A 20,184-nucleotide genomic window follows, 5' to 3' on the forward strand; every position below is an offset into this window, starting at 1 on the left:
AGCGCTGGTAGCTATAAAAAAAGTAGCAACCGGGTTGCGTGCGGCGCGACGCGTGTCAGGCCAACTCGACGCCGGCCTGCGCATTGCGCACAACGGCCTCGAACGCGGCGGGCTCCAGCGGCCGGCTGTACCAGTAGCCTTGCATTTCGTCGCAGCCGCAGGCCTGCAGCAACGCGGCCTGCTCGGCCGTCTCCACGCCTTCGGCAATGGTGGCCATGCGCAGGCTGTGGGCCATCTTGATGATGGCCGTCACGATGGCCTGGTCGCTGGCCTGGTGGGCGAGTTCGCGCACGAAGGACTGGTCGATCTTGAGTTTGTCGATGGCGTAGCGCTTGAGGTAGCTCATGGAGGAATAGCCTGTGCCGAAGTCGTCCAGCGCCACGCGAAAGCCCACCTCATGCAGGCGGCGGATGGTGGTCTCGGCCTGTTCCGGGTTTTTCAGCGCGACGGCCTCGGTCAGCTCCACCTCGATGCGCTGGGGTGAAACGTCCATGCGCTGCAGGATGCGCACCAGCTCCTCGACGAAGTGCGGCCGCGCGAACTGCGCAGCCGATACGTTCACCGCCACCACCAGCGGCGGCAGGCCCGCGGCATCCCAGGCGCGCAACTGCTGCGCCACCTGCTCCACCACCCAGAAATCGATGGCCACGATGGAGCCGCTTTGCTCGGCGATCGGGATGAACTCGGCCGGAGACACCAGCCCCCAGCGCGGATGCCGCCAGCGCAGCAGCGCCTCGGCGCCCGCCAGTGCGCCGCTGCCCAGCTTGCGCTGGGGCTGGAACACCAGGAACAGCTCGCCGCGGTGCGCCGCGTCCTTGAGGCCGGCGGCCAGCTCCAGCGAACGCTGCGTGTGCGCCTGCATCTCGGGTGCGAAGAAGCGCAGCCCGTTGCGCCCGTCCTGCTTGACGCGGTACATCGCCACTTCCGCGGCGGACGCCAAGGTGCTGGGCGGTCCGCGCGTCGTCGGGGTAGACGGCGATGCCGGTCGACGCGCTGACCGACACGGCATGGCCGTGGATCTGCAGTGTGGTCTGCAGCTGCGCCAGCGCATCCTGCGCCAGCAGCGCCACCGCCGCCTGGTCCGCCAGGGGCACGATGGCCGTGAACGCGTCGCCCGAATAGCGCGCCACGGGAATGTGCGGCGCCAGGCAGGCGCGCAGCCGGTTGCCCATCTCCAACAGCAGTTCGTCACCGGCCGCGTGGCCCAGGGTTTCGTTCACCAGCTTGAAGTTGTCCAGGTCGAACCACAGCACCGACACCCGTTCGTGGCTTGCGTCGGCGCGGTCGATGGCTTGCGTCAACTGTTCGTCGAAGGCTTTCTTGTTGAGCAGGCCGGTCAGCGTGTCGTAGTTGGAGAGGGCGCGGATGCGCTCCTCCGCCTCGCGCCGCTGCGTGATGTCCTCCATGTGCGCGACGTAATGCGTCACTTCGCCGAACACGTCGCGAACGGGGTAAAGCGAGGCGTTTTCCGTGTAGACCTGTCCGTTCTTGCGGCGGTTGATGAGTTCCCCCTGCCAGGGCAGGCCGCGCGGCAGCTTGGTCCACATATCGGCATAGGTGGTCCGGGGTGTCAGTCCCGACTGCAGCACGCGCGGGTTGCGGCCCAGCACCTCTTGTGCGCCGTAGCCGCTGACTTCGCTGAAGGCCTTGTTGACGTAGACGATGCTGGCGTCGATGTCGGTGATGACCACCGGACTGGGGCTCTGGTCCAGCGCCTCCGACAGGCGGTGGATGACGGCCTCCTGGCGGCGCTGGGCCGTGTGCTTCCAGAGGGCGTCGGCCACGGTCTGCAGCGCCTGTGCGTCGCGTGGGTGATAGTCCTGCGCCTTGCCGGCCACGCCCAGCAGCAGGCGCGGCCTGCCGCCTTCCACTACGGGCACGCAAGCCCAGCGGGCCGTCGCGCCGCCCGGTGCGCGCCCAGCCGCCGCATCGTGCGGCGCGTTCGTCACCACGGCGCGGCGTTCGCGCAGGGCGGTTTCCCATGGTGGCATGTCGGGCGGGGCGTTCTCGTGCGAGCAGGCGGCCAGCGAGGTGCCGCGAGCGTCGTCGTGCACGAAGTACAGCACGGCCAGCGCGCTGCCGGTCAGGGTCTGGGCATGCGCCAGGCCGCGGCGCAGCAGGTCTGCCTCGGGCTGGTGGATGTCGTGCTGCTGCAGGTCCAGCAGGACGGCGTTCAGGCCGGCCTCGGAGCGAATGCGCTCCTCGTTCTCCACGGTGGGCGTGATGTCGCGCGACAGCATCAGGAAGGTGTCTGGCTGGCCCGCGACCGCGGATTTGCGGGAGACGGACAGCTCGAAATGCCGCTCGCCCAGGGGCAGCGGCAACGTGATGCGCTGGCCGCGGCTCATGCCCGTGCGTTCAGCCTCCGCCAGTGCCTCGAAACACTGCGCGGCCGCCGGCGGCGGCAGCACCTCGTCCAGCGTTTTCCCCAGCAGCTGGGGAAGCGGGGTCATGAGCTTGCCGGTCTCGTTGGCGTGCACCGCGAGGTACACCCCCTTGCGGTCCACCTCGAACAGCAGGTCGGGCAGCGTGTTCAGCGTGGCCCGCTGCCGGGCCTCGGCGGCGCGCAGGTCCAGGTACGGGATCTGCACCGTTTCCACGAACAGGCCGCGGTACAGGAAGCCATAGGCCAGGATCTTGTAGAAGTGGCCGGCGACGTTGTACACATCGGTCACGTTGGCGTAGAGCGTGAAGAAGATCTCGCTCATGGCCATGGTGAACGATGCCAGCGCCAGGTGCGACAGACCGAACTCGCGCGCATGGCGCAGTTGCGTGAGAAAGCCCACGCCCGCCAGCACGTACGCGGTTGCCAGCGCGTATTCAAAACGGACCTTGAAGGGCGTGAGCCCTGCCTCGGGCGTGAAGGTGCGGGGCAGCCACTGCGGATGCCCCAGCAGCACGTAGTGCACCGCGCCCACCAGCAGCGCCACCCACAACAGCCCCGCGTAGCGCGAGCGGCGGCCCAGCCATTCATTCCAGCGGTGGGGCCATAACGCGGCCCACAGCAGGGCCAGCGCCGCCAGCGCGCGCGCGGCCAGCCAAAAGTTGATGGCCTTTTCCGGGGCGCTGGGGGTCACGAAGTCCGGCATGCCGGCGTAGGACAGGCTGTGGGTCAGGTCCAGCACCGCCACGCCCAGCAGCCCCAGGCCGAGGACCAGCACCCGCCCATTGGGCCGGTACTTTTGCGTGGCCCAACTGATGCTGAACACCATTGCCGCCACGCCGATGGACACGACCTCCATCGCGGTGTGCAGCGGCAAGTAGCCCGCCATGCCGCGCGCGGCATCCGGCGCTGGCAGGGTCGTCAACAGCCACAGGCTGACCAGCAGCACGGCGAACCAGATGAGGGACTGGCGGAACTCCTGGCGGTGGGCGGGGTGCATCATGTGCGGCGTGGTGGTGGGTCGATGCCAGGGGCGCGTGGACGCGGTACCCGTGCAAATGTAGGCAGACGTTACATCACGGCAGTGATTGTGCGGGCGATCGCCCCACAAAAACGACAAGCCCGCCGGCAGCCGCGGAGGGGCCCGCGCGGCGCAAAAAAAAAGCCGGCACAAGGCCGGCTGAAAAGCAAGGTGCCCCTAAGGCCTTGCCGATGGAAACGTTTTCGAGCTGCAGCGCTCTACAGGTAAGCGCTTGCAGCTATGAAAAATAGAGCGAACCTTAATGCGCCAGGGCCTCCTCGGCCTCGATGCGCGGGTAGAAGTCGCGGTTTTCGCGCTGCATGCGTTCGTACACATGGCGCAGTACGGTGTTGGCATCTGCACGGAAACCCTCGGCGTCGGTGCGCACGCGCTCCGGCGTGTTCCAGCGCCGTGCGAAGTCCATGTACGCCGCGGCAATCGCCCCCATCTCGCGCTGGAACTGTTCGCCCAGGCGTGCCAGTTCCGCGTCGGCGCCTTGGCGCAGCGCGGGGTACAGCAGGCGGTCCTCGACGGCCAGGTGCAGCTTGATGGTGGAACTCATGGCCACGATGCCCTGTGCAATCGCCGTCGCGTTGTGCTCCCCGCCGCTGTGTGCCAGCTGGCGCAGGGTGGCGATCTGGCCCAGGATGTCCCGGTGCTCGTGCTTGAAGCGGTCGATGTTCATGGCGGTTCTTCAAAAGGTCCGAGGGCGGGACCGGGCGCGCCGCGCGGGGCGGCGCACCCGGCATCCGCGGTGCGTCAGCGGTTGGCGCCTGCCAGGGCTCCGGTGCTCGGGGCGGCCGGGGCGCGGGGGGCGAACAGCACGCCGCTCACCACCTGCCAGGTCACGCACAGGGCGCCGGTGATGAACACCAGGTCACCGAAGGTACGCACCCAGCGCAGGGTCTCCAGGAACGGCTGTTGCAGGAATTCCTCACTGCGGGCATACCACGTGCCGTGGGCCACGCTGGCGTGGAACTGGAACAGGCCGATCGGCAGCAGGCTGGTCGCGATCATCAGCACCAGGCCGGCGTTGAGCCACCAGAAGCCGGTCTTCATCAGCCGCTCGTTGAACACCATCTGGGGACGCACGTAGCGCAGCACCAGCAGCGTGAAGCCCAGGGCCAGGAAGCCATACACCCCGAACAGTGCGGCGTGGGCGTGCACCGGCGTGGTGTTCAGACCCTGGATGTAGTACAGCGAGATCGGCGGGTTGATCATGAAGCCGAACACACCGGCGCCCAGCATGTTCCAGAAGGCCACGGCGACGAAGCACATCAGCGGCCACTTCAGGTTCTTCATCCAGGTGGCCTTGTGCTGCAGGCTCCAGTGTTCCCAGGCTTCATGGCCCAGCACCACCAGCGGCACCACTTCCAGCGCGCTGAAGGAGGCACCCACGGCCATCACCGGAGTGGTGGTGCCCGAGAAGTACAGGTGGTGGAAGGTACCGGGCACGCCGCCCAGCATGAACAGCGAGGCAGATGCCAGGCTGGCAGCCGTGGCCATGCGGTAGGACACCAGGCCCAGGGTCGAGAAGATGAAGGCCAGTGCCGTGGTGGCGAACACTTCAAAGAAGCCTTCCACCCACAGGTGCACCACCCACCAGCGCCAGTACTCCATCACCGAGATGTGGGTGCGCTCGCCGTAGAACAGGCCGGTGCCGTAGAACAGGCCGATACACACCACCGAGGAGGTCAGCAGTGCCAGCAGGTTCTTGTCCTGGCCGTTGGGGGCCAGCAGGGCGGGGAAGATGGCGCGGGCCATCAGCACCAGCCAGAAGGCGATGCCGGCGAACTTGCCGATCTGCCAGAGGCGGCCCAGGTCCACGTACTCATAGCCCTGGTGGCCCAGCCAGAAGTTCCACTCGGCCGGCATGATCTGCGCGATGGCGAAGTAGTTGCCGATGAACGAGCCCACGCAGACCACGACCAGTGCCCAGAACAGCACGTCCACGCCGAGCTTCTGGTACTTGGGATCCTTGCCGCCGTTGATCACGGGCGCAAGGAACAGGCCTGCGGCGAGGAAGCCGGTGGCGATCCAGAACAGTGCGGCCTGCAAGTGCCACGTACGCACCAGCGAGTAGGGCAGGTACTGGGAGATTTCCACGCCGTAGAACGTCTGGCCTTCCACCGTGTAGTGCGCGGTGAAGCCACCCAGCAGCACCTGTGCGGTGAACAGCGCCACCACCAGGAACAGGTACTTGCCCAGGGCGCGCTGCGAAGGCGTCAGGGCCACGCGGGAAAGCGGGTCGTGCTGGGGAGGGGTGGGGTCCTGCTCGTCGTGCTTGCGCAGGAAGGCCCAGCCCCACACGAGGAAGCCCACGCCGGCCATCATGACCACCACGCTCATCACCGACCAGACCAGGTTCTCACCGGTGGGCTGGTTGCCGACCAGGGGCTCGTGCGGCCAGTTGTTGGTGTAGGTGGCGCCGGTGCCGCCGTTGTCGGCGGGACGCTCGGTGGAGGCGGCCCAGGAGGTCCAGAAGAAGAAGCCGGCCATCTGCGCGCGGCGCTCGGCGCTGGGCAGGGTGTTCTCCTTCATGGCGTAGCTCTCGCGCGTCTTCTGCAACGAGGGGTCGTTGCTGAACAGCTTGTCGTAGTACTGGGCGGTCATGGCGATGGCCTCGGCGCGCAGCGGCGAGATCACCATCGTGTCCTTGGCCTTGTCGTAGGTGTTGGTGCGGTACTCGGTCTTGAGCCGGTCACGCAGCACTGCCTGCTGGCCCACGTCCAGATCGGCAAACGCCTTGCCATGGTCCTTCTGCGCGGCCAGTTCGAGCCAGGCTGTCAGCTCGCGGTGCAGCCAGTCGGCCGTCCAGTCGGGCGCCTGGTAGGCACCGTGGCCCAGGATCGAGCCGAGCTGCATGCCGCCCACCGACTGCCAAGCGGTCTGGCCGTCGAGGATGCCGTCCTTGGTGTAGAGCGGCTTGTCGCTGCCCTGCACCAGCACCTGCCCCGGGATCGGCGGCGCGGTGCGGTAGACCTCTGCGCCGTAGAAGCCCAGCAGGCTGAAGGTGACAATCAACACGCCTATCAGCGTGTACCAATACTTGGCGTACTTACCCATGTTGGGCCTCCGTCATTGTGTTTATCAAGCGGTGCAGCGGGGCGAAGGGTGGGGGGACTTTCCTTGCGCCCTCGCAAGGGTGCGCGGGCCGGGCCCGGCACACCGTGGGGGAGGGGGAGTAACGATGCATGGTCGAACAGTCGCGGTAACAGATGCCTCCCCTCTCGCAATCCCTGGGCCAGCGGCTCTGCCATGAAAAATCAAGGGTTTACACCATCGTGGGTAAAATAGACCCATGTCAATTTGGGTAGAAAACACCTTTAAAGGGTTTTTATGACCATTGTTGAGGCATCGCCTGCGGCCGCCACCTCCGCCCTGCTGCTGTGCGCCGACCTGGGGGCCGAGCTGCCCCAGGCCGTGCGCCTGCAGCGCCTGGTGGACCTGCTGCGCACGCAGTTCGGCTGCGGGGCCGTGGCCCTGCTGCGGCTGGAGGAGGAGCGCCTGCGCCCCGTGGCCGTCACCGGGCTGGTGAGCGACGCCCTGGGCCGGCGTTTTGCCGTAGGCCAGCACCCACGGCTGGCGGCCATCCTCACGCGGCGCGAGGTGACCTGCTTCGAGCACGACAGCCAGTTGCCCGACCCCTACGACGGCCTGCTCGACACCCTGGTGGGCGAGCCGCTGCCCGTGCACGACTGCATGGGCGTGGCCCTGCACGTGGAGGGGCGGCCCTGGGGCGTGCTCACGCTGGATGCCCTGGCCACCGGCACTTTCGGACCCGCCGCGCGCCAGCGGCTGGGCCAGTGGGTGCCGCTGGTGGAGGCCGTGGTGCGCGTGGCGCGGCTGGAGCAGGAACTGCGCACCCTGCGCATGGCCGCCACCGGCCCGGCCGAAGGCGACCTGGCGCTGGCGACGCCCGAGCGCGGCGGCGCCGGCGAGCTGGAGATCGTGGGCGAAAGCCCGGCCCTCAAGCGGCTGCTGCATGAGCTGAGCGTGGTGGCCGCGTCCGAGCTGCCCGTGCTGCTGCTGGGCGAGACCGGCGTGGGCAAGGAGCTGTTCGCGCGGCTGCTGCACCACCAGTCGCCGCGGCGCGCGCGACCGCTGGTGCACGTGAACTGCGCGGCGTTGCCCGAGTCGCTGGCCGAGAGCGAGCTGTTCGGCCACGTGCGCGGCGCGTTCTCGGGCGCGGTGAGTGACCGCGCGGGCCGCTTTGAGGCCGCCGAGGGCGGCACGCTGTTTCTGGACGAGGTGGGGGAGCTGCCCCTGTCCGTGCAGGCCAAGCTGTTGCGCACGCTGCAAAACGGCGAGATCCAGCGCCTGGGCGCCGACCGCCCGCGCAGCGTGCACGTGCGCGTGATTGCGGCGACCAACCGCAACCTGCGCGAGCAGGTGGCCAGCGGGGCCTTCCGCGCCGACCTGTACCACCGCCTCTCGGTCTACCCCGTGCCCATTCCCCCGCTGCGCGAGCGGGGCAACGACGTGCTGGTGCTGGCCGGGCGTTTTTTGGAGCTCAACCGCGCCCGCCTGGGGCTGCGCAGCCTGCGCCTGTCGCCTGACGCGCAGGCCGCGCTGCGCCGCTACCGCTGGCCGGGCAACGTGCGCGAGTTGGAACACGTGATCAGCCGCGCCGCGCTCAAGGCCTTGAGCCGCGGCGTGGACCGCAACGAGATCGTCACCCTGGAGGCCGGCCTGCTGGACCTGGACGCGCTGGACGAACCCGTGGCCACGCCCCGCAGCGATGCCCCCATGGCACCCGCGGCAGGCGGCGCCTTGTCGTTGGCCGCGCCCACGGGCACGCTGCGCGACGCGGTGGATGCCTGCCAGCGCCAGGTCCTGAATGCCGCTCTGGTGGCGCATGGCGGCAACTGGGCGCAGGCTGCGCGCACGCTGGACGTGGACCCCAGCAACCTGCACAAGCTCGCGCGGCGGCTGGGCCTCAAGGGATGAGGCTCCGCGCAGGGTTTTGAAACAAAATCGCCTCTAGCGCTTATCCAGAAAGCGGTAGAAGCTATTAATTGAGTAGCAAAAAGCCTCCCCTCGGGAGGCCGCCACCGTTGGCGCGGGGCTGGCGCTCTGCGACACTGGGGCGCCATGGCCTCCTCCATCGACCCGCCCCGTCCGCCGCTGGCACCCGCCGTGCGCGTGCTGGCCGAGGCTGCGCTGCAGCGGCAGAACTGGCTGCTGGCCGCGCCGGCAGCGCCCACCCCGGCGGGCGCCGCGCCAGCAGGCTCCGCGCCGACCGACGCTCCCCCTGTGACGTTTTCGCCAAACCTGCTGCCGCCGGCGCTGCCCCCCATGCCTGCCGTGCAGGCAGGCCGTGAGCGGGTAAGCCTTTCCGATCAGGCACGCCAGGGCCTGCAGGCGATGGCTGGCGGCGCGGTTGCACCGTCCAGGGCACCGGCCGCATCCCACGGGCCGGCGGCTCTTTCCGCCGATGCCGTGGCGGACGAGGGCGCTTTTGCGCGCGCCGCGGCCATCCCTGCGCCGTGGCCTGCCCAGGGTGTGGGGGCGCCGCTGCTGCGGCTGTTGAATACGCTGGTGCAGCAACTCGGCCCGGCAGGCGGCGCGGCGCCGCGTGTGCTGGCGGCCCAGCCGTGGCCCGCCGGCACCGACCCGGCGGCCGGCGGCACCGGACTGCCGGCTTTGCAGATTGCGCGCGTGGCGCAAGGCATGGTGTACACGCCCGACGGTGCGCGCGGCTTCACGCTCACGCTGCGCCTGCCTGCTGCCGCAATGCCTGCGCTGCCGTCTGCGCCCACCGCGCCAGCGGCCCTGTCGGTGGGCTTTGCCGGACCGCCGCAGACGCTGGCGCCCGGACTGTTCGCGCTGGTGCTGCAAGGCCCGGGCGCCGCGGGCCAGCGCACCAGCGGGTGGCTGTCGCTGGACCTGGCGCCGGCACCCGGTGCGGCCGCCGTGGTGTACGGGCGCGACCCGCTGCAGGCGCGCACCGACCCCTGGCTGGCCCTGGCCGCGCTGCAGGCCAGCGGCCAGTCGCGTGTGCAAGAACACGACCGTGCGGCCGAGCCCCCCTGCAGCGCGCCCGGCTGCCCCTACGAAGGCCGCGCACCCTGCGTGCAGCCCTTCTGCCTGGCGCTGCGCGTGCAGCCGGCGCCGCTTGCGGCACCGACGGGGCCTGGCTAGGGCGAAACACCCGATTCCCTTGCCATCGCGACCGCGCCAGCATGGCGCACGACCGTAACCCTTGCCCTCTGGAGTCTTGCCCATGGCCGTCAGCGTTTTCGACTTGTTCAAGATCGGCATCGGGCCGTCCAGTTCGCACACCGTGGGGCCCATGCGCGCTGCGCGGCTGTTCGCGCAGCGGCTGGCGCGCGAGGGGGTGCTGGCGCAGGTGGCGCGCGTGCGCAGCACGCTCTACGGCTCGCTGGGCGCCACGGGGCGCGGGCACGCGAGCGACCGCGCCGTGCTGCTGGGCCTGGCCGGCCATGCGCCGGACACCGTGGAGGTGGACGCCATCGAGCCGCTCATCGCCCGCATCCGCAGCCGGCGCCGCCTGCCGCTGGCCGACGGCCCCGAAGTGGCATTCGCCGAGGCGGCCGACCTGCTGCTGGTACCCGACGTCACGCTGCCACTGCACGCCAACGGCATGCGTTTCGAGGCTTTCGATGCGGCGGGCGGCACGCTGGCCGCACAGGTGTACTACTCGGTGGGCGGCGGCTTCATCGTGAGCGAGGAGGCAGCCGCTGACGCACAGCGCCAGGCCGCCATCGCGCCCGACACCGAGGTGCTGCCGCTGCCCTTTCACAGTGGGGAACAGCTGCTGGCGCAGGCCGCGGCGCAGGGCGGATCGATCGCGCAGGTGATGCGCCTGAACGAACGCCACTGGCGCACCGACGCCGAGATCGACGCCGGCCTGCTCGCCATCTGGCGCGCCATGCAGGACTGCGTGGCGCGCGGCTGCAGCGTGGGCGGCGTGCTGCCCGGCGGCTTCCAGGTGCGCCGGCGTGCGCCCGCGCTGCACCAGGCGCTGCAGAACGCGCCCGACACCCAGCAGGACCCGCTGCAGGTGATCGACTGGGTGAACCTGTTCGCCCTGGCCGTGAACGAGGAGAACGCCGCCGGCGGGCGCGTGGTCACGGCCCCCACCAATGGCGCGGCGGGCATCGTGCCGGCAGTGCTGCATTACTACTGGCGCTTCATTCCCGGCGCTACCGAGGCTGGCGTGGTCGACTTCCTGCTCACGGCTGGCGCCATCGGCATCTTGTACAAGGAGAACGCCTCCATCTCGGGCGCCGAGGTGGGCTGCCAGGGCGAGGTGGGGGTGGCCTGCTCCATGGCTGCGGCGGGCCTGTGCGCCGTGCTGGGCGGCACGCCCGCGCAGGTGGAGAACGCCGCCGAGATCGGCATGGAGCACCACCTGGGCCTGACCTGCGACCCGGTGGGCGGGCTGGTGCAGATCCCGTGCATCGAGCGCAACGCCCTGGCTTCGGTGAAGGCCATCAACGCCGCGCGCATGGCGCTGCATGGCGACGGAACGCACCATGTGAGCCTGGACCAGGTCATCAAGACCATGCGCGAGACCGGCGCGGACATGATGACCAAGTACAAGGAGACTTCGCGCGGCGGCCTCGCGGTGAACATCGTGGAGTGCTGACGCGGTACGACCCTTAGCGCCCTGTTTCCCATACCTTTTCGCTTTCCATCTGGCCCGCATGCACAACCCCGCTTCGCCCACCGATACCCTCCTGCCCGCCCTGGCGCGGCCCGCCATCCAGAGCCTGGGCGGATCGCTGATCCGCGAAGTCGCCAACACCGGCATGGGGCGCGCGGACGTGCTGCCCTTCTGGTTTGGCGAGTCCGATCAGCCCACGCCGCAGTTCATCCGGGATGCGGCGGCGCAGTCGCTCGGTTCGGGCGAGACCTTCTATTCGCAGAATCTGGGCCGGCCCTACCTGCGCGAGGCCATCGCGCAATATCTGTCGGACCTGCACGGACGCGAGGTGTCCGCCCAGCGCATCGGCGCTGTGGCCTCGGGCGATGCCGGGCTGATGCTTACCTGCCAGATGCTGCTGTCGCCGGGCGACCGCGTGGTGGCCGTCACGCCGCTGTGGCCCAACCTGCTGGAGATGCCGCGCATTCTGGGCGCGCAGGTTGAACGCGTGCCACTGGCGGTGCGGGGCGGGCGCTGGACGCTTGCGCTGGATCGGCTGCTGGATGCGCTCACGCCGGGCACGCGCATGCTCATCCTCAATTCACCCAACAACCCCACAGGCTGGACCATCGATGAGGAAAGCCTGGTGGCGATCCTCGCGCACTGCCGCCGCCATGGCATCTGGATTCTGAGCGACGACGTGTACGAGCGTCTGGTATACGACCCGCAGCTGGCCAGCGCACCTTCTTTCCTGCGCCACTACGCACCGGGCGACCGCATCATCTCGGTCAACAGTTGTTCCAAGGCGTGGTGCATGACGGGTTGGCGCGCGGGTTGGATGGTGGTGCCCGAGGCGCTGGAGGCCGACCTGGGCAAGGTCATTGAATACAACTTCTCGTGCATCTTCGAGCCCGTGCAGCGCGCCGCAACGGTGGCTTTACAGCAGGGCGAGGCGCATGTGGCGCAGCTGCGCGCGGGCCTCGTGGAAAGCCGCCGGCTGCTGGTGCAAGCGCTGCGTGCCGTGCCGGGTGTGGAAGTGCCCGATGCCGGCGGGGCGATGTACGTGTTCTTCCGCCTGGCGGGCTTTGACGACTCCCTGGCGCTTGCCAAACATCTGGTGAGCGAGGTCGGCTTGGGCCTGGCGCCGGGCGCGGCCTTCGGCCCCGAGGGTGAAGGCTGGCTGCGCTGGTGCCACGCGGTGTCCGACGGGGCCAGACTGCGTGAGGGCGTGGAGCGTCTTGCGCGATTCGTGCAGCGTGCCACGGCTTGACAGGCGTGTGCGGCCGGCGGCCGCAGTCACCACGTGTACACGCGTCCCCGCCGTCCTTTCAACCTGCCTAAGCATGGGTTGCTGAATCACGAAGCGTGTCTCCCATGAAACCCTGAGCCGTCGCCGTCAGCCTGCCCTTATCGTGTGGTGAACCCATTGCACACGACAAGGACACGACATGCCCCTGCGCCGCCATCTGCTTGCCCTCTGCCTGACCGCCCTTCCGCTGGCCACCTGGGCTGCCTGGCCCGAGCGTCCCATCACCATCGTCGTGCCAGCTGCTGCGGGCGGCACCACCGACATCGCGGCGCGCGTGCTGGCCGAGAAGATGGCCAAGGACCTGGGCACTTCCATCGTCGTGGAGAACAAGGGTGGCGGCGGCGGCAGCATCGGCACCGCGCAGGTGGCGCGCGCGAAGCCCGACGGCTACACGCTGCTCATGGGCAACATCGGCCCGGTGGCGATCAACTTCAGCCTCTACAAGCAGCTCAGCTACAAGGAAAGCGACCTGCGCGGCATCACCAACGTGATCTCCGTACCCAACATCCTCGTGGTCCATGCCGACTCCCCCGTGCGCAGTGCGCAGGAGCTGGTCAGCCTGGCGAAGACGCGCCGCCTCAATGTGTCCACCTCGGGCGTGGGGCAGTCCCCCCACATGTCCTCGGAGATGTTCCGCCAGAAGTCAGGCATCGAAGTGACCCTGGTGCCTTATCCCGGCGCGGCGCCTGCCGTCACGGCGCTGCTGGGGCAGCAGGTGGATTTCATGATCGACAACCTGCCCAGCTCCATGCCGCACATCAAGGCCGGCAAGTTCCGCGCGCTGGCCATCACCAGCGCCGAGCGCTCGGCGCAACTGCCTGATGTGCCGACCATGGCCGAGGCTGGCGTGCCCATGCAGGTCACGGCCTGGTTCGGCCTGCTGGCGCCGACCGGCACGCCCGATGCGGTGGTCGAGCGCCTGCAGCAATCGGCGCGCAAGGCCATGCAAACGCCCGAGGTGCGCCAGCGTTTTGCCGAACTGGGCGGCGTGCCCGGTGGCGAGACGCCTGCCGAGTACGACGCCTTCATCGCCCAGGAACGCAAGAGCTGGGCACAGATCGTCAAGGCGGCGGGCCTGTCCCTCGAATAACCCGGGCGGGGCGTGCGCCTCCGTCTTTCACTCTCTCCCGATTCCATGCATCCAGACATCGAACACCTGCTGGCCCAGCCCTTCGGCTCGCTGCCCGAACTGATAGAACGCCAGGCCGCGCACCGCCCCGGCCACACTGCCCTGGTCCTGGAGGACCGGCGCCTGGACTACGCCGCGCTGCACGCCGGCATGGACCGCGTGGCGCGCAGCCTGCAGCGTGACGGCATGCAACCCGGCGATGTGGTGGCCATCTGCGCAGGCACCTCGGTCGAATATGTGCTGGCCTACCTGGGCGCTCTGCGCGCCGGCGTGGCCGTGGCGCCGCTGGCGCCTTCGGCCACTGCCGAGCACCTGAGCGCCATGCTGGACAACTGCGGCGCGCGCCTGGTGCTGCGCGACCGCGAGGTGGCCGCGCAATGGCCGCTGCATGCCGGCGCTGCGCTGCGCTGCGTGGCCCTGGACGATGCGGCCGAAGCGGGCGAGCCCTGGTCGCAATGGCTGGCCCAGGGTGATGGCGCACCGGCAACGACACCGGCACCGATAACGCCCGAGCCCGACTGGCCGTTCAACGTGATCTATTCCTCGGGCACCACGGGCGTGCCCAAGGGCATCGTGCAGTCCTGGGCCATGCGCTGGGCGCATGTGCGGCGCGCAGTCACCAATGGCTATGGGCCCGATGCCGTCTCGCTGTGCGCCACGCCGCTGTACTCCAACACCACGCTGGTGGCGGCGTTGCCCACGCTGGCGCTGGGCGGCACGCTGGTGCTGATGCGCAAGTTCGATGCCACGCGCTATCTGGCGCTGGCCCAGCAGCACGGCGCTACCCACACCATGCTGGTGCCCGTGCAGTACCAGCGCCTGATGGCCTGCTCGGATTTCGACCGCACGGACTTGAGCCGGCTGCAACACAAGTTCTGCACCAGCGCGCCCTTCAGTGCCGCGCTCAAGGCCGAGGTGCTGCGGCGCTGGCCGGGCCGGCTCATCGAGTACTACGGCATGACCGAAGGCGGCGTGCGCTGCGAGCTGCACTGCCATGACTTTCCGCACAAGCTGCACACCGTGGGCCGCCCGGGCGAGGGCGCCGACATCCGGTTCATCGACGAGCAGGGGCGCGAACTGCCTGCGGGCGAGCAGGGCGAGATCGTCGGCCGCTCGGCCGGGATGATGAGCGGCTACTACCGCCTGCCGGACAAGACGCGCGAGGCCGAGTGGTTCGATGCGGAAGGCCGGCGCTACATCCGCAGCGGCGACGTGGGCCGGCTGGACGCGGACGGCTTCATCGTGCTGGGCGACCGCAAGAAGGACATGATCATCACGGGCGGCTTCAACGTCTACCCGAGCGACATCGAGGCTGTGCTGTGCCAGCACCCGCAGGTGGCCGAGTGCGCCGTGGTCGGCGTGCCCTCCGAGCAGTGGGGCGAGACACCCGTGGCCTATGTGGTGGGGCGCTCGGGCTCACAGCCCACCGCAGAAGAATTGCGCGAATGGCTCAACACCCGCGTGGGCAAGACCCAGCGCGTGGCCGACCTGCGGCTGGTCGAACGCCTGCCGCGCAGCGAGATCGGCAAGGTGCTCAAGCGCACGCTGCGCGAGCAGTACCTGCAAGCGGCGCCCATCGCCGGCTGACTTTCCTCTCACCACCCGGAGACTGCCATGTCACTGCCTCGTCCCTCGCGGCTGCGCCGCGCCTTGCTCGCCAGCATGGCCCTGACCGCCAGCGCCCTGCTGGCGCCCGTTGCCTACGCCGCGGACGCCTGGCCCGCCAAGCCGATCCAGCTCGTGATTCCCTACCCGCCTGGTGGCAGCGCCGACCTGCTGGGGCGCCCCTTGGCGATGCAGTTGCAGCAGCAGCTGGGCCAGCCCGTGGTGCTGGAGTACAAACCCGGGGCGGGCGGCACGCTGGCCTCGCAGTATGTGGCGCGGGCCAAGCCCGATGGCTACACCGTGTTCATGGTGCTGGCCGCGCATGCCATCAACGACAGCCTCTACCCCAAGCTGCCCTACGACACGCGCAAGGACTTCGCCCCCGTGTCGCTGGTGGCCAACCTGCCCATGGTGGTGGCGGCCAGCGGCAAGCTGCCTGCAAAAAACATCCATGAACTGATCCAGGCCGCCAAGGCGGCGCCGGGCAAGCTCACCTTTGGCTCGGCCGGCAACGGCAACACCGGGCACCTCGCGGCGGAATACTTCAGCAGCATTGCCGGGGTCAAGATGACGCACGTGCCCTACAAAGGCAGCGCCGGCGTGGTCAATGCCATGCTGGCGGGTGACATCGACCTCACGTTCGACAGCATCTCCACCTCCATGCCGCACATCCGCGGCGGGCGCATGCATGCGCTGGCCGTCACCAGCCCGCAGCGCTCGGCCCTGGCGCCCGAGGTGCCGACGGTGCAGGAGCAGGGCATGGCCGGCTTTGACGTGACCGGCTGGTATGCGCTGATCGCGCCAGCCGGCACGCCACCCGAGATTACCCAGCGCCTGAGCCGCGAGATCGCCGCCGCGCTGCGCCAGCCCCAGCTGCAATCCCAACTGGCCGCCGGCGGCTACGAGCCCGTGGGCTCCACCCCCGAGGCGCTGCAGGCGCACATCGAGCGCGAGATCACGCGCTGGGCCGCCGTGGTCAAGTCCACGGGGGCAAGAGTGGATTGACACCCCCTGAGCCGCTGCGCCGCTTCCCCCCTCGCGGCTGCGCCGGGCAGGACGCAGCCAGCGCGGCGGCGCGGCCGGCATAGGCCGGCATAGGCCCTTGCGCGGCCGCCCGTGCCTGGGCCCTGCCGTGCGGGCGCACCATGAACCACTGACAATCCCCTTCATGCAACAACCGTCTTCCATCACCGCCGACATTCCCCTGAGCCCCTTCGCCGGCGAAGCCCCCGACATGTTCTTTGGCCTGCCCATGGCCATGGCCCGCGCCATGGCGCTGCGCGGTGAACGCATCGGCCACGACATGGCCCAGGTGCGCATGCGTTTCCAGGCGGACCAGGCCAACAGCCGTGGCGAGGTCCATGGCGGATCGATCGCTACGCTGCTGGACTGCACGCTGGCCGCGGCGGCGCGCGCGCACGACCCGGCTGCCTATGGCGTGGCCACCATCGACCTGACGCTGCATTACGTCGCCGCGGGCACGGGCGATCTGATTGCCACCGCGCGCTGCGAGCGGCGCGGCCGCTCCATCAGCTTCGTGCGCGGCGAAGTGCGCGCCGAGGACGGCACGCTGGTGGCCATGGCGACGGGCAGCTTCAAGCTGATCGCCCGCTCCACTGCATCCGCCAGCGCCTAGGCGCCAGCGGGGCTGCTCAGCTGGGTTGGACGCCTGCAGCTTGCAGCAGGCGGCCCCAGACAGGGGCTTCCTGGGCCCACAGGCGGGCGAACTTCTCGGGCGTGTCGTCGTCCACCGGTACGAAGCCGGCGGCGATGATGCGCGCCAGGCCCTCGCGGCTGGCCACGGCGTGGTTGGCAGCCTGGGCCCATTGCCGCGCCACGTCGGCCGGCATGGCTTTGGGGCCGGCAATCGCCAACCAACCCACAATCGACAGCGCATCCTGTGGGTAGCCGGCCTCGGTGAAGGTGGGCACCTCGGGCAGCAGCGGCACGCGACGCGGGCCGGTCACGGCCAGCGCGCGCAGCTTGCCCGCGTCGACGTGCGCCTTGAGCGACAGCAGGCTGCCCATGCCGATCTTGATCTGTCCGCCCAGCAGGTCCTGCACCATCGGCGCCTCACCTTTGTAGGCCACATGCGTCATGTCGGCGCCGGCCACCTCGCTGAGCGTGGTGCAGGCCAGTTGGCCGTGCGATCCGATGCCGTAGGAGCCATAGGTCAGCTTGCCCTTCTGGGAGCGGATCCAGGCCATGAAGTCCTGCAGGTTCTGCGCCGGCGTGTCGGCGGTGACCACCAGGGCGATCGGCGCCAGGCACACGCGCACCAGCGGGGTCAGCTCGGTCAGCGGGTCGTAGGGCGTTTTCTTGTACAGGTACTTGTTGGTCAGCATCGACGAGGTGGTGCCCAGCAGCGCCGTCATGCCGTCGGGCGGCGCCTTGGCGACCATCTCGCCGGCGATCAGGCCGGCCGCGCCGGGCTTGTTGTCCACCACCACCGACTGGCCAAAGCGCTGCGCCATGCGCTCGCCCAGTATGCGGGCGATCACGTCGGTGGCGCCGCCGGCGGCAAAGGGCACCACCACCCGCACGGGGCGGGTGGCGAAGCCGGTGGGCGCGGCCTGCGCCCGTGCGCCGAGCGGGCCTGCCGCCGCGGTTGCGGCGGCCAGGGCCAGCAGGTGGCGCCGGTTCCATCCAAGGGGGTGGGCTTCGTGTTTCATCGCGCGTCTCCTTTGCCTGTATGGCCTCTCAGTTATCCATAGCGCTACGCACCGCCCGCAGCCCACGCAACCGGCGCACCCCAAGCCAGGGCCGCCACCAAGCAAGGGCCTATGCCGGCCTAGGCCCGCGCCGCTCCGCCCCGCAGCGAGGGCTGCGTCCCCTGCCCGCATGGCAGCAATGCGAGAGCGGGGGCAGGCGCGAAGCGACTCGGGGGGCGTCGTTTCATCTCAGTCCATCGAGATCTTGGCGGCCTCGGCCACGGCCTTCCAGTGGGCAGCGTCCTTGTCGATCTGGGCCTTGAAGTCGTCGGGCAGGGACCCCACGGGGATCAGGCCCATCTCGGTCAGGCGCTTGTTCAGCTCGGGCGACTTGACGATGGAACTCACCTCGCTGCCCAGCTTGTCCACGATGGCCTTGGGCGTGGTGGCGGGTACGAACATGCCGAACCAGCCGTTGGCTTCCAGGCCGGGGTAGCCGGCTTCGGTCATGGTGGGCACCTGGGGCAGGGCCGGGTGGCGCTGTGCGCCGGTGATGGCCAGGATGTTGATCTTGTCCGACTTGATGTGCGGGTAGGCGGCCGTGGCGTCCACGAAGGCCAGCGACAGTTGCCCGCCCAGCATGGCCGCCATCTCGGGGCCCGAGCCCTGGTAGGGAATGTGCGTGATGTCGATGCCGGCCTTTTGCTTGAAGCGCTCGCCGTTCATGTGCGACGAGGTGGCGTTGCCGTAGCTGCCGAAGTTGAGCGTGCCGGGGGCTGCCTTGGCCTTGTCCACGAACTGCTGCAGCGTGGTCACGCCCGAGCTGCGCGGCACCATCAGCAGGTCGGCCGACTTGGCCACCTGCGACACCGGGGCCAGGTCGCTGAGCTTGTAGGGCACCTTCTTGTACAGCGCCGGGATCTGCACCACGGTGGTGATGCCCATGAGCACCGTGTAGCCGTCGCCGGGCGCCTTGGCCACGGTGTCGTTGCCCAGGATGCCACTGGCCCCGGGCTTGTTTTCCACCACCACGGCCTGGCCCAGGCGCTGTGACAGCTGCGTGCCGATCAGGCGGGCAATGATGTCCGTGCCTCCGCCGGCCGGATAGGGCACGATGACGCGGATGGGTTTGCTCGGGTAATGGTCCTGCGCCTGTGCGGCGCCCACGCCGCACGTGGCGGCCAGGGCGATCAGGGGCAGCCATTGGCCCAGGGTCTTGCGCCGGGTGAATGCCATGGTGTTGTCTCCTTGGGTTTTATGTGGAAAGGGAATGGCTCGTGCTACAGCGTGCGGGCGATGATTTCCTTCATGATCTCGTCGCTGCCGCCGTAGATGCGGCCGATGCGGGCATCGGTCCAGGCGCGGCCCACCTGGTATTCGGTCATGTAGCCGTAGCCGCCGTGCAGTTGCAGGAACTCGTCGAGCAGCTTGTTCTGCAGCGCCGTGGCGTTGAGCTTGACCATGGCGGCGCGCTCGGGCGTCAGCTTGCGCTGCATGTGCAGCTTCATGCATTCGTCGACGAAGGTGCGCAGCATGGTGGCCTGCGCCTTGGCCTCGGCCAGCTTGAAGCGCGTGTTCTGGAACTCGAACACGGTCTGGCCGAAGGCCTTGCGCTCGCGCGTGTAGTCGATGGTCTTTTGCAGGAAGGACTCGATGCAGCGGGCCGCGCGCACCGCCACCACCAGGCGCTCCTGGGCCAGCTCCTGCATCAGGTACTTGAAGCCCATGTTCTCCTCGCCCAGCAGGTTGCCCACGGGCACCTTCACGTTGTCAAAGAACAGCTCCGAGGTGTCCTGCCCCATCAGGCCGATCTTTTCCAGCTTGCGGCCCTTGCTGAAACCCGGCGTGCCGTCTTCCACCACGATCAGCGACACGCCCTTGGCGCCCAGGTCGGGCGCGGTCTTGCAGACCACGATCACGATCTCGGAATTGATGCCGTTGGTGATGAAGGTCTTGGCACCGTTGATGACGTAGTGGTCGCCTTCGCTGCTCTTGACCAGTTTGGCGGTGGTGCGCACGGACTTCAGGTCGCTGCCCGCGCCGGGCTCGGTCATGGCAATGGCGCCGATCATTTCGCCGGCGGCCATCTTGGGCAGCCAGCGGTCGTGCTGCTCCTGGTTGCCGTAGGCGTAGATGTAGGGCGCCACGATGTCCGAGTGCAGCGGAAAGCCCAGCGCCGTGGCGTTGGTGCGGCCTACCTCCTCGATCAACACGGCCGCATGGCCGAAGTCTCCGCCGCTGCCGTAGGGCTCGGGCAGCATGGTGTTGAGCAGCCCTTCGCGACCGGCCTTGCGCCACACTTCCTTGGGCACGATGCCGTTGCGCTCCCAGTCGGCCAGGTGCGGCACGATTTCCTTGTCGAAGAAGTGGCGCACGGCGTCACGGAACTGTTCATGGTCTTCACGGAAAACGGTGCGCTGGATCAGGTCTTGCATGGTCGGTGTCTCAGGGTCTAAATGTCTAAATGGGCTTTA

The 20,184-nt window shown here is 69.0% G+C and carries 14 protein-coding genes and 1 pseudogene; 8 read left to right on the top strand and 7 right to left on the bottom strand.

The window, feature by feature from the left end; translation table 11 throughout:
* Nucleotides 1-55: 55 nt before the first annotated feature.
* The 4 genes and pseudogenes from DTPSY_RS18610 to DTPSY_RS00535 all read right to left on the bottom strand — a co-directional run bounded on the left by DTPSY_RS18610 (nt 56) and on the right by DTPSY_RS00535 (nt 6,470).
* A complete protein-coding gene (locus DTPSY_RS18610; protein WP_350303891.1) occupies nt 56-1,051 on the bottom strand; it encodes a putative bifunctional diguanylate cyclase/phosphodiesterase in 996 nt (331 codons plus the stop codon).
* A pseudogene (locus tag DTPSY_RS00525) lies at nt 999-3,386 on the bottom strand (MASE3 domain-containing protein); the annotation flags it as partial. The pseudogene DTPSY_RS00525 and the gene DTPSY_RS18610, both read right to left, overlap by 53 nt.
* 277 nt (nt 3,387-3,663) lie before the next feature.
* A complete protein-coding gene (locus DTPSY_RS00530) occupies nt 3,664-4,089 on the bottom strand; it encodes a hemerythrin domain-containing protein (protein ID WP_012655214.1) in 426 nt (141 codons plus the stop codon).
* 74 nt (nt 4,090-4,163) lie between these two features.
* The gene (locus tag DTPSY_RS00535; RefSeq protein ID WP_012655215.1) at nt 4,164-6,470 is read right to left on the bottom strand and encodes a nitric-oxide reductase large subunit; all 2,307 of its coding nucleotides are present in this window, start codon (nt 6,468-6,470) and stop codon (nt 4,164-4,166) included.
* A 273-nt stretch (nt 6,471-6,743) separates the two neighbouring features.
* On the opposite strand from DTPSY_RS00535, the gene norR reads away from it, so the two are divergent.
* The 8 genes from norR to DTPSY_RS00575 all read left to right on the top strand — a co-directional run bounded on the left by norR (nt 6,744) and on the right by DTPSY_RS00575 (nt 16,695).
* Nucleotides 6,744-8,354: a nitric oxide reductase transcriptional regulator NorR gene (norR, locus tag DTPSY_RS00540; RefSeq protein ID WP_012655216.1), complete on the top strand. Its 1,611-nt coding sequence runs from the start codon at nt 6,744-6,746 to the stop codon at nt 8,352-8,354.
* A 144-nt stretch (nt 8,355-8,498) separates the two neighbouring features.
* Nucleotides 8,499-9,548 (top strand): hypothetical protein, encoded by a 1,050-nt coding sequence (locus DTPSY_RS00545; RefSeq protein ID WP_012655217.1) that lies wholly within the window; start codon nt 8,499-8,501, stop codon nt 9,546-9,548.
* A gap of 82 nt (nt 9,549-9,630) precedes the next feature.
* Nucleotides 9,631-11,019: an L-serine ammonia-lyase gene (locus DTPSY_RS00550; RefSeq protein ID WP_012655218.1), complete on the top strand. Its 1,389-nt coding sequence runs from the start codon at nt 9,631-9,633 to the stop codon at nt 11,017-11,019.
* A 58-nt stretch (nt 11,020-11,077) separates the two neighbouring features.
* A complete protein-coding gene (locus tag DTPSY_RS00555; RefSeq protein WP_012655219.1) occupies nt 11,078-12,286 on the top strand; it encodes a pyridoxal phosphate-dependent aminotransferase in 1,209 nt (402 codons plus the stop codon).
* Nucleotides 12,287-12,464: 178 nt separating this feature from the next.
* The gene (locus DTPSY_RS00560) at nt 12,465-13,415 is read left to right on the top strand and encodes a Bug family tripartite tricarboxylate transporter substrate binding protein (protein WP_012655220.1); all 951 of its coding nucleotides are present in this window, start codon (nt 12,465-12,467) and stop codon (nt 13,413-13,415) included.
* A 45-nt stretch (nt 13,416-13,460) separates the two neighbouring features.
* Nucleotides 13,461-15,041: a class I adenylate-forming enzyme family protein gene (locus tag DTPSY_RS00565; protein ID WP_012655221.1), complete on the top strand. Its 1,581-nt coding sequence runs from the start codon at nt 13,461-13,463 to the stop codon at nt 15,039-15,041.
* A 27-nt stretch (nt 15,042-15,068) separates the two neighbouring features.
* Nucleotides 15,069-16,064: a Bug family tripartite tricarboxylate transporter substrate binding protein gene (locus tag DTPSY_RS00570; RefSeq protein ID WP_012655222.1), complete on the top strand. Its 996-nt coding sequence runs from the start codon at nt 15,069-15,071 to the stop codon at nt 16,062-16,064.
* A gap of 163 nt (nt 16,065-16,227) precedes the next feature.
* The gene (locus DTPSY_RS00575; protein WP_012655223.1) at nt 16,228-16,695 is read left to right on the top strand and encodes a PaaI family thioesterase; all 468 of its coding nucleotides are present in this window, start codon (nt 16,228-16,230) and stop codon (nt 16,693-16,695) included.
* 16 nt (nt 16,696-16,711) lie between these two features.
* Here the strand turns inward: DTPSY_RS00575 and DTPSY_RS00580 are convergent, their stop codons facing one another.
* The 3 genes from DTPSY_RS00580 to DTPSY_RS00590 form a co-directional block, all read right to left on the bottom strand.
* Nucleotides 16,712-17,731 (bottom strand): Bug family tripartite tricarboxylate transporter substrate binding protein, encoded by a 1,020-nt coding sequence (locus DTPSY_RS00580; RefSeq protein ID WP_012655224.1) that lies wholly within the window; start codon nt 17,729-17,731, stop codon nt 16,712-16,714.
* 228 nt (nt 17,732-17,959) lie between these two features.
* Nucleotides 17,960-18,946 (bottom strand): Bug family tripartite tricarboxylate transporter substrate binding protein, encoded by a 987-nt coding sequence (locus DTPSY_RS00585; RefSeq protein WP_012655225.1) that lies wholly within the window; start codon nt 18,944-18,946, stop codon nt 17,960-17,962.
* Nucleotides 18,947-18,990: 44 nt separating this feature from the next.
* A complete protein-coding gene (locus DTPSY_RS00590) occupies nt 18,991-20,145 on the bottom strand; it encodes an acyl-CoA dehydrogenase family protein (RefSeq protein ID WP_012655226.1) in 1,155 nt (384 codons plus the stop codon).
* Between the last annotated feature and the right edge of the window lie 39 nt (nt 20,146-20,184).

Origin of the sequence: [Acidovorax] ebreus TPSY, assembly GCF_000022305.1 — a bacterium.
Classification (GTDB): Bacteria; Pseudomonadota; Gammaproteobacteria; order Burkholderiales; family Burkholderiaceae_C; genus Diaphorobacter; species Diaphorobacter nitroreducens.

Bases quoted from the DNA above. Each gene is read 5' to 3' on its own strand.
- DTPSY_RS18610 (WP_350303891.1), bottom strand. From the start codon at position 1,051: ATGCGCTGGCGCAGCTGCAGACCACACTGCAGATCCACGGCCATGCCG.
- DTPSY_RS00530 (WP_012655214.1), bottom strand. From the start codon at position 4,089: ATGAACATCGACCGCTTCAAGCACGAGCACCGGGACATCCTGGGCCAG.
- DTPSY_RS00535 (WP_012655215.1), bottom strand. From the start codon at position 6,470: ATGGGTAAGTACGCCAAGTATTGGTACACGCTGATAGGCGTGTTGATT.
- norR (WP_012655216.1), top strand. From the start codon at position 6,744: ATGACCATTGTTGAGGCATCGCCTGCGGCCGCCACCTCCGCCCTGCTG.
- DTPSY_RS00545 (WP_012655217.1), top strand. From the start codon at position 8,499: ATGGCCTCCTCCATCGACCCGCCCCGTCCGCCGCTGGCACCCGCCGTG.
- DTPSY_RS00550 (WP_012655218.1), top strand. From the start codon at position 9,631: ATGGCCGTCAGCGTTTTCGACTTGTTCAAGATCGGCATCGGGCCGTCC.
- DTPSY_RS00555 (WP_012655219.1), top strand. From the start codon at position 11,078: ATGCACAACCCCGCTTCGCCCACCGATACCCTCCTGCCCGCCCTGGCG.
- DTPSY_RS00560 (WP_012655220.1), top strand. From the start codon at position 12,465: ATGCCCCTGCGCCGCCATCTGCTTGCCCTCTGCCTGACCGCCCTTCCG.
- DTPSY_RS00565 (WP_012655221.1), top strand. From the start codon at position 13,461: ATGCATCCAGACATCGAACACCTGCTGGCCCAGCCCTTCGGCTCGCTG.
- DTPSY_RS00570 (WP_012655222.1), top strand. From the start codon at position 15,069: ATGTCACTGCCTCGTCCCTCGCGGCTGCGCCGCGCCTTGCTCGCCAGC.
- DTPSY_RS00575 (WP_012655223.1), top strand. From the start codon at position 16,228: ATGCAACAACCGTCTTCCATCACCGCCGACATTCCCCTGAGCCCCTTC.
- DTPSY_RS00580 (WP_012655224.1), bottom strand. From the start codon at position 17,731: ATGAAACACGAAGCCCACCCCCTTGGATGGAACCGGCGCCACCTGCTG.
- DTPSY_RS00585 (WP_012655225.1), bottom strand. From the start codon at position 18,946: ATGGCATTCACCCGGCGCAAGACCCTGGGCCAATGGCTGCCCCTGATC.
- DTPSY_RS00590 (WP_012655226.1), bottom strand. From the start codon at position 20,145: ATGCAAGACCTGATCCAGCGCACCGTTTTCCGTGAAGACCATGAACAG.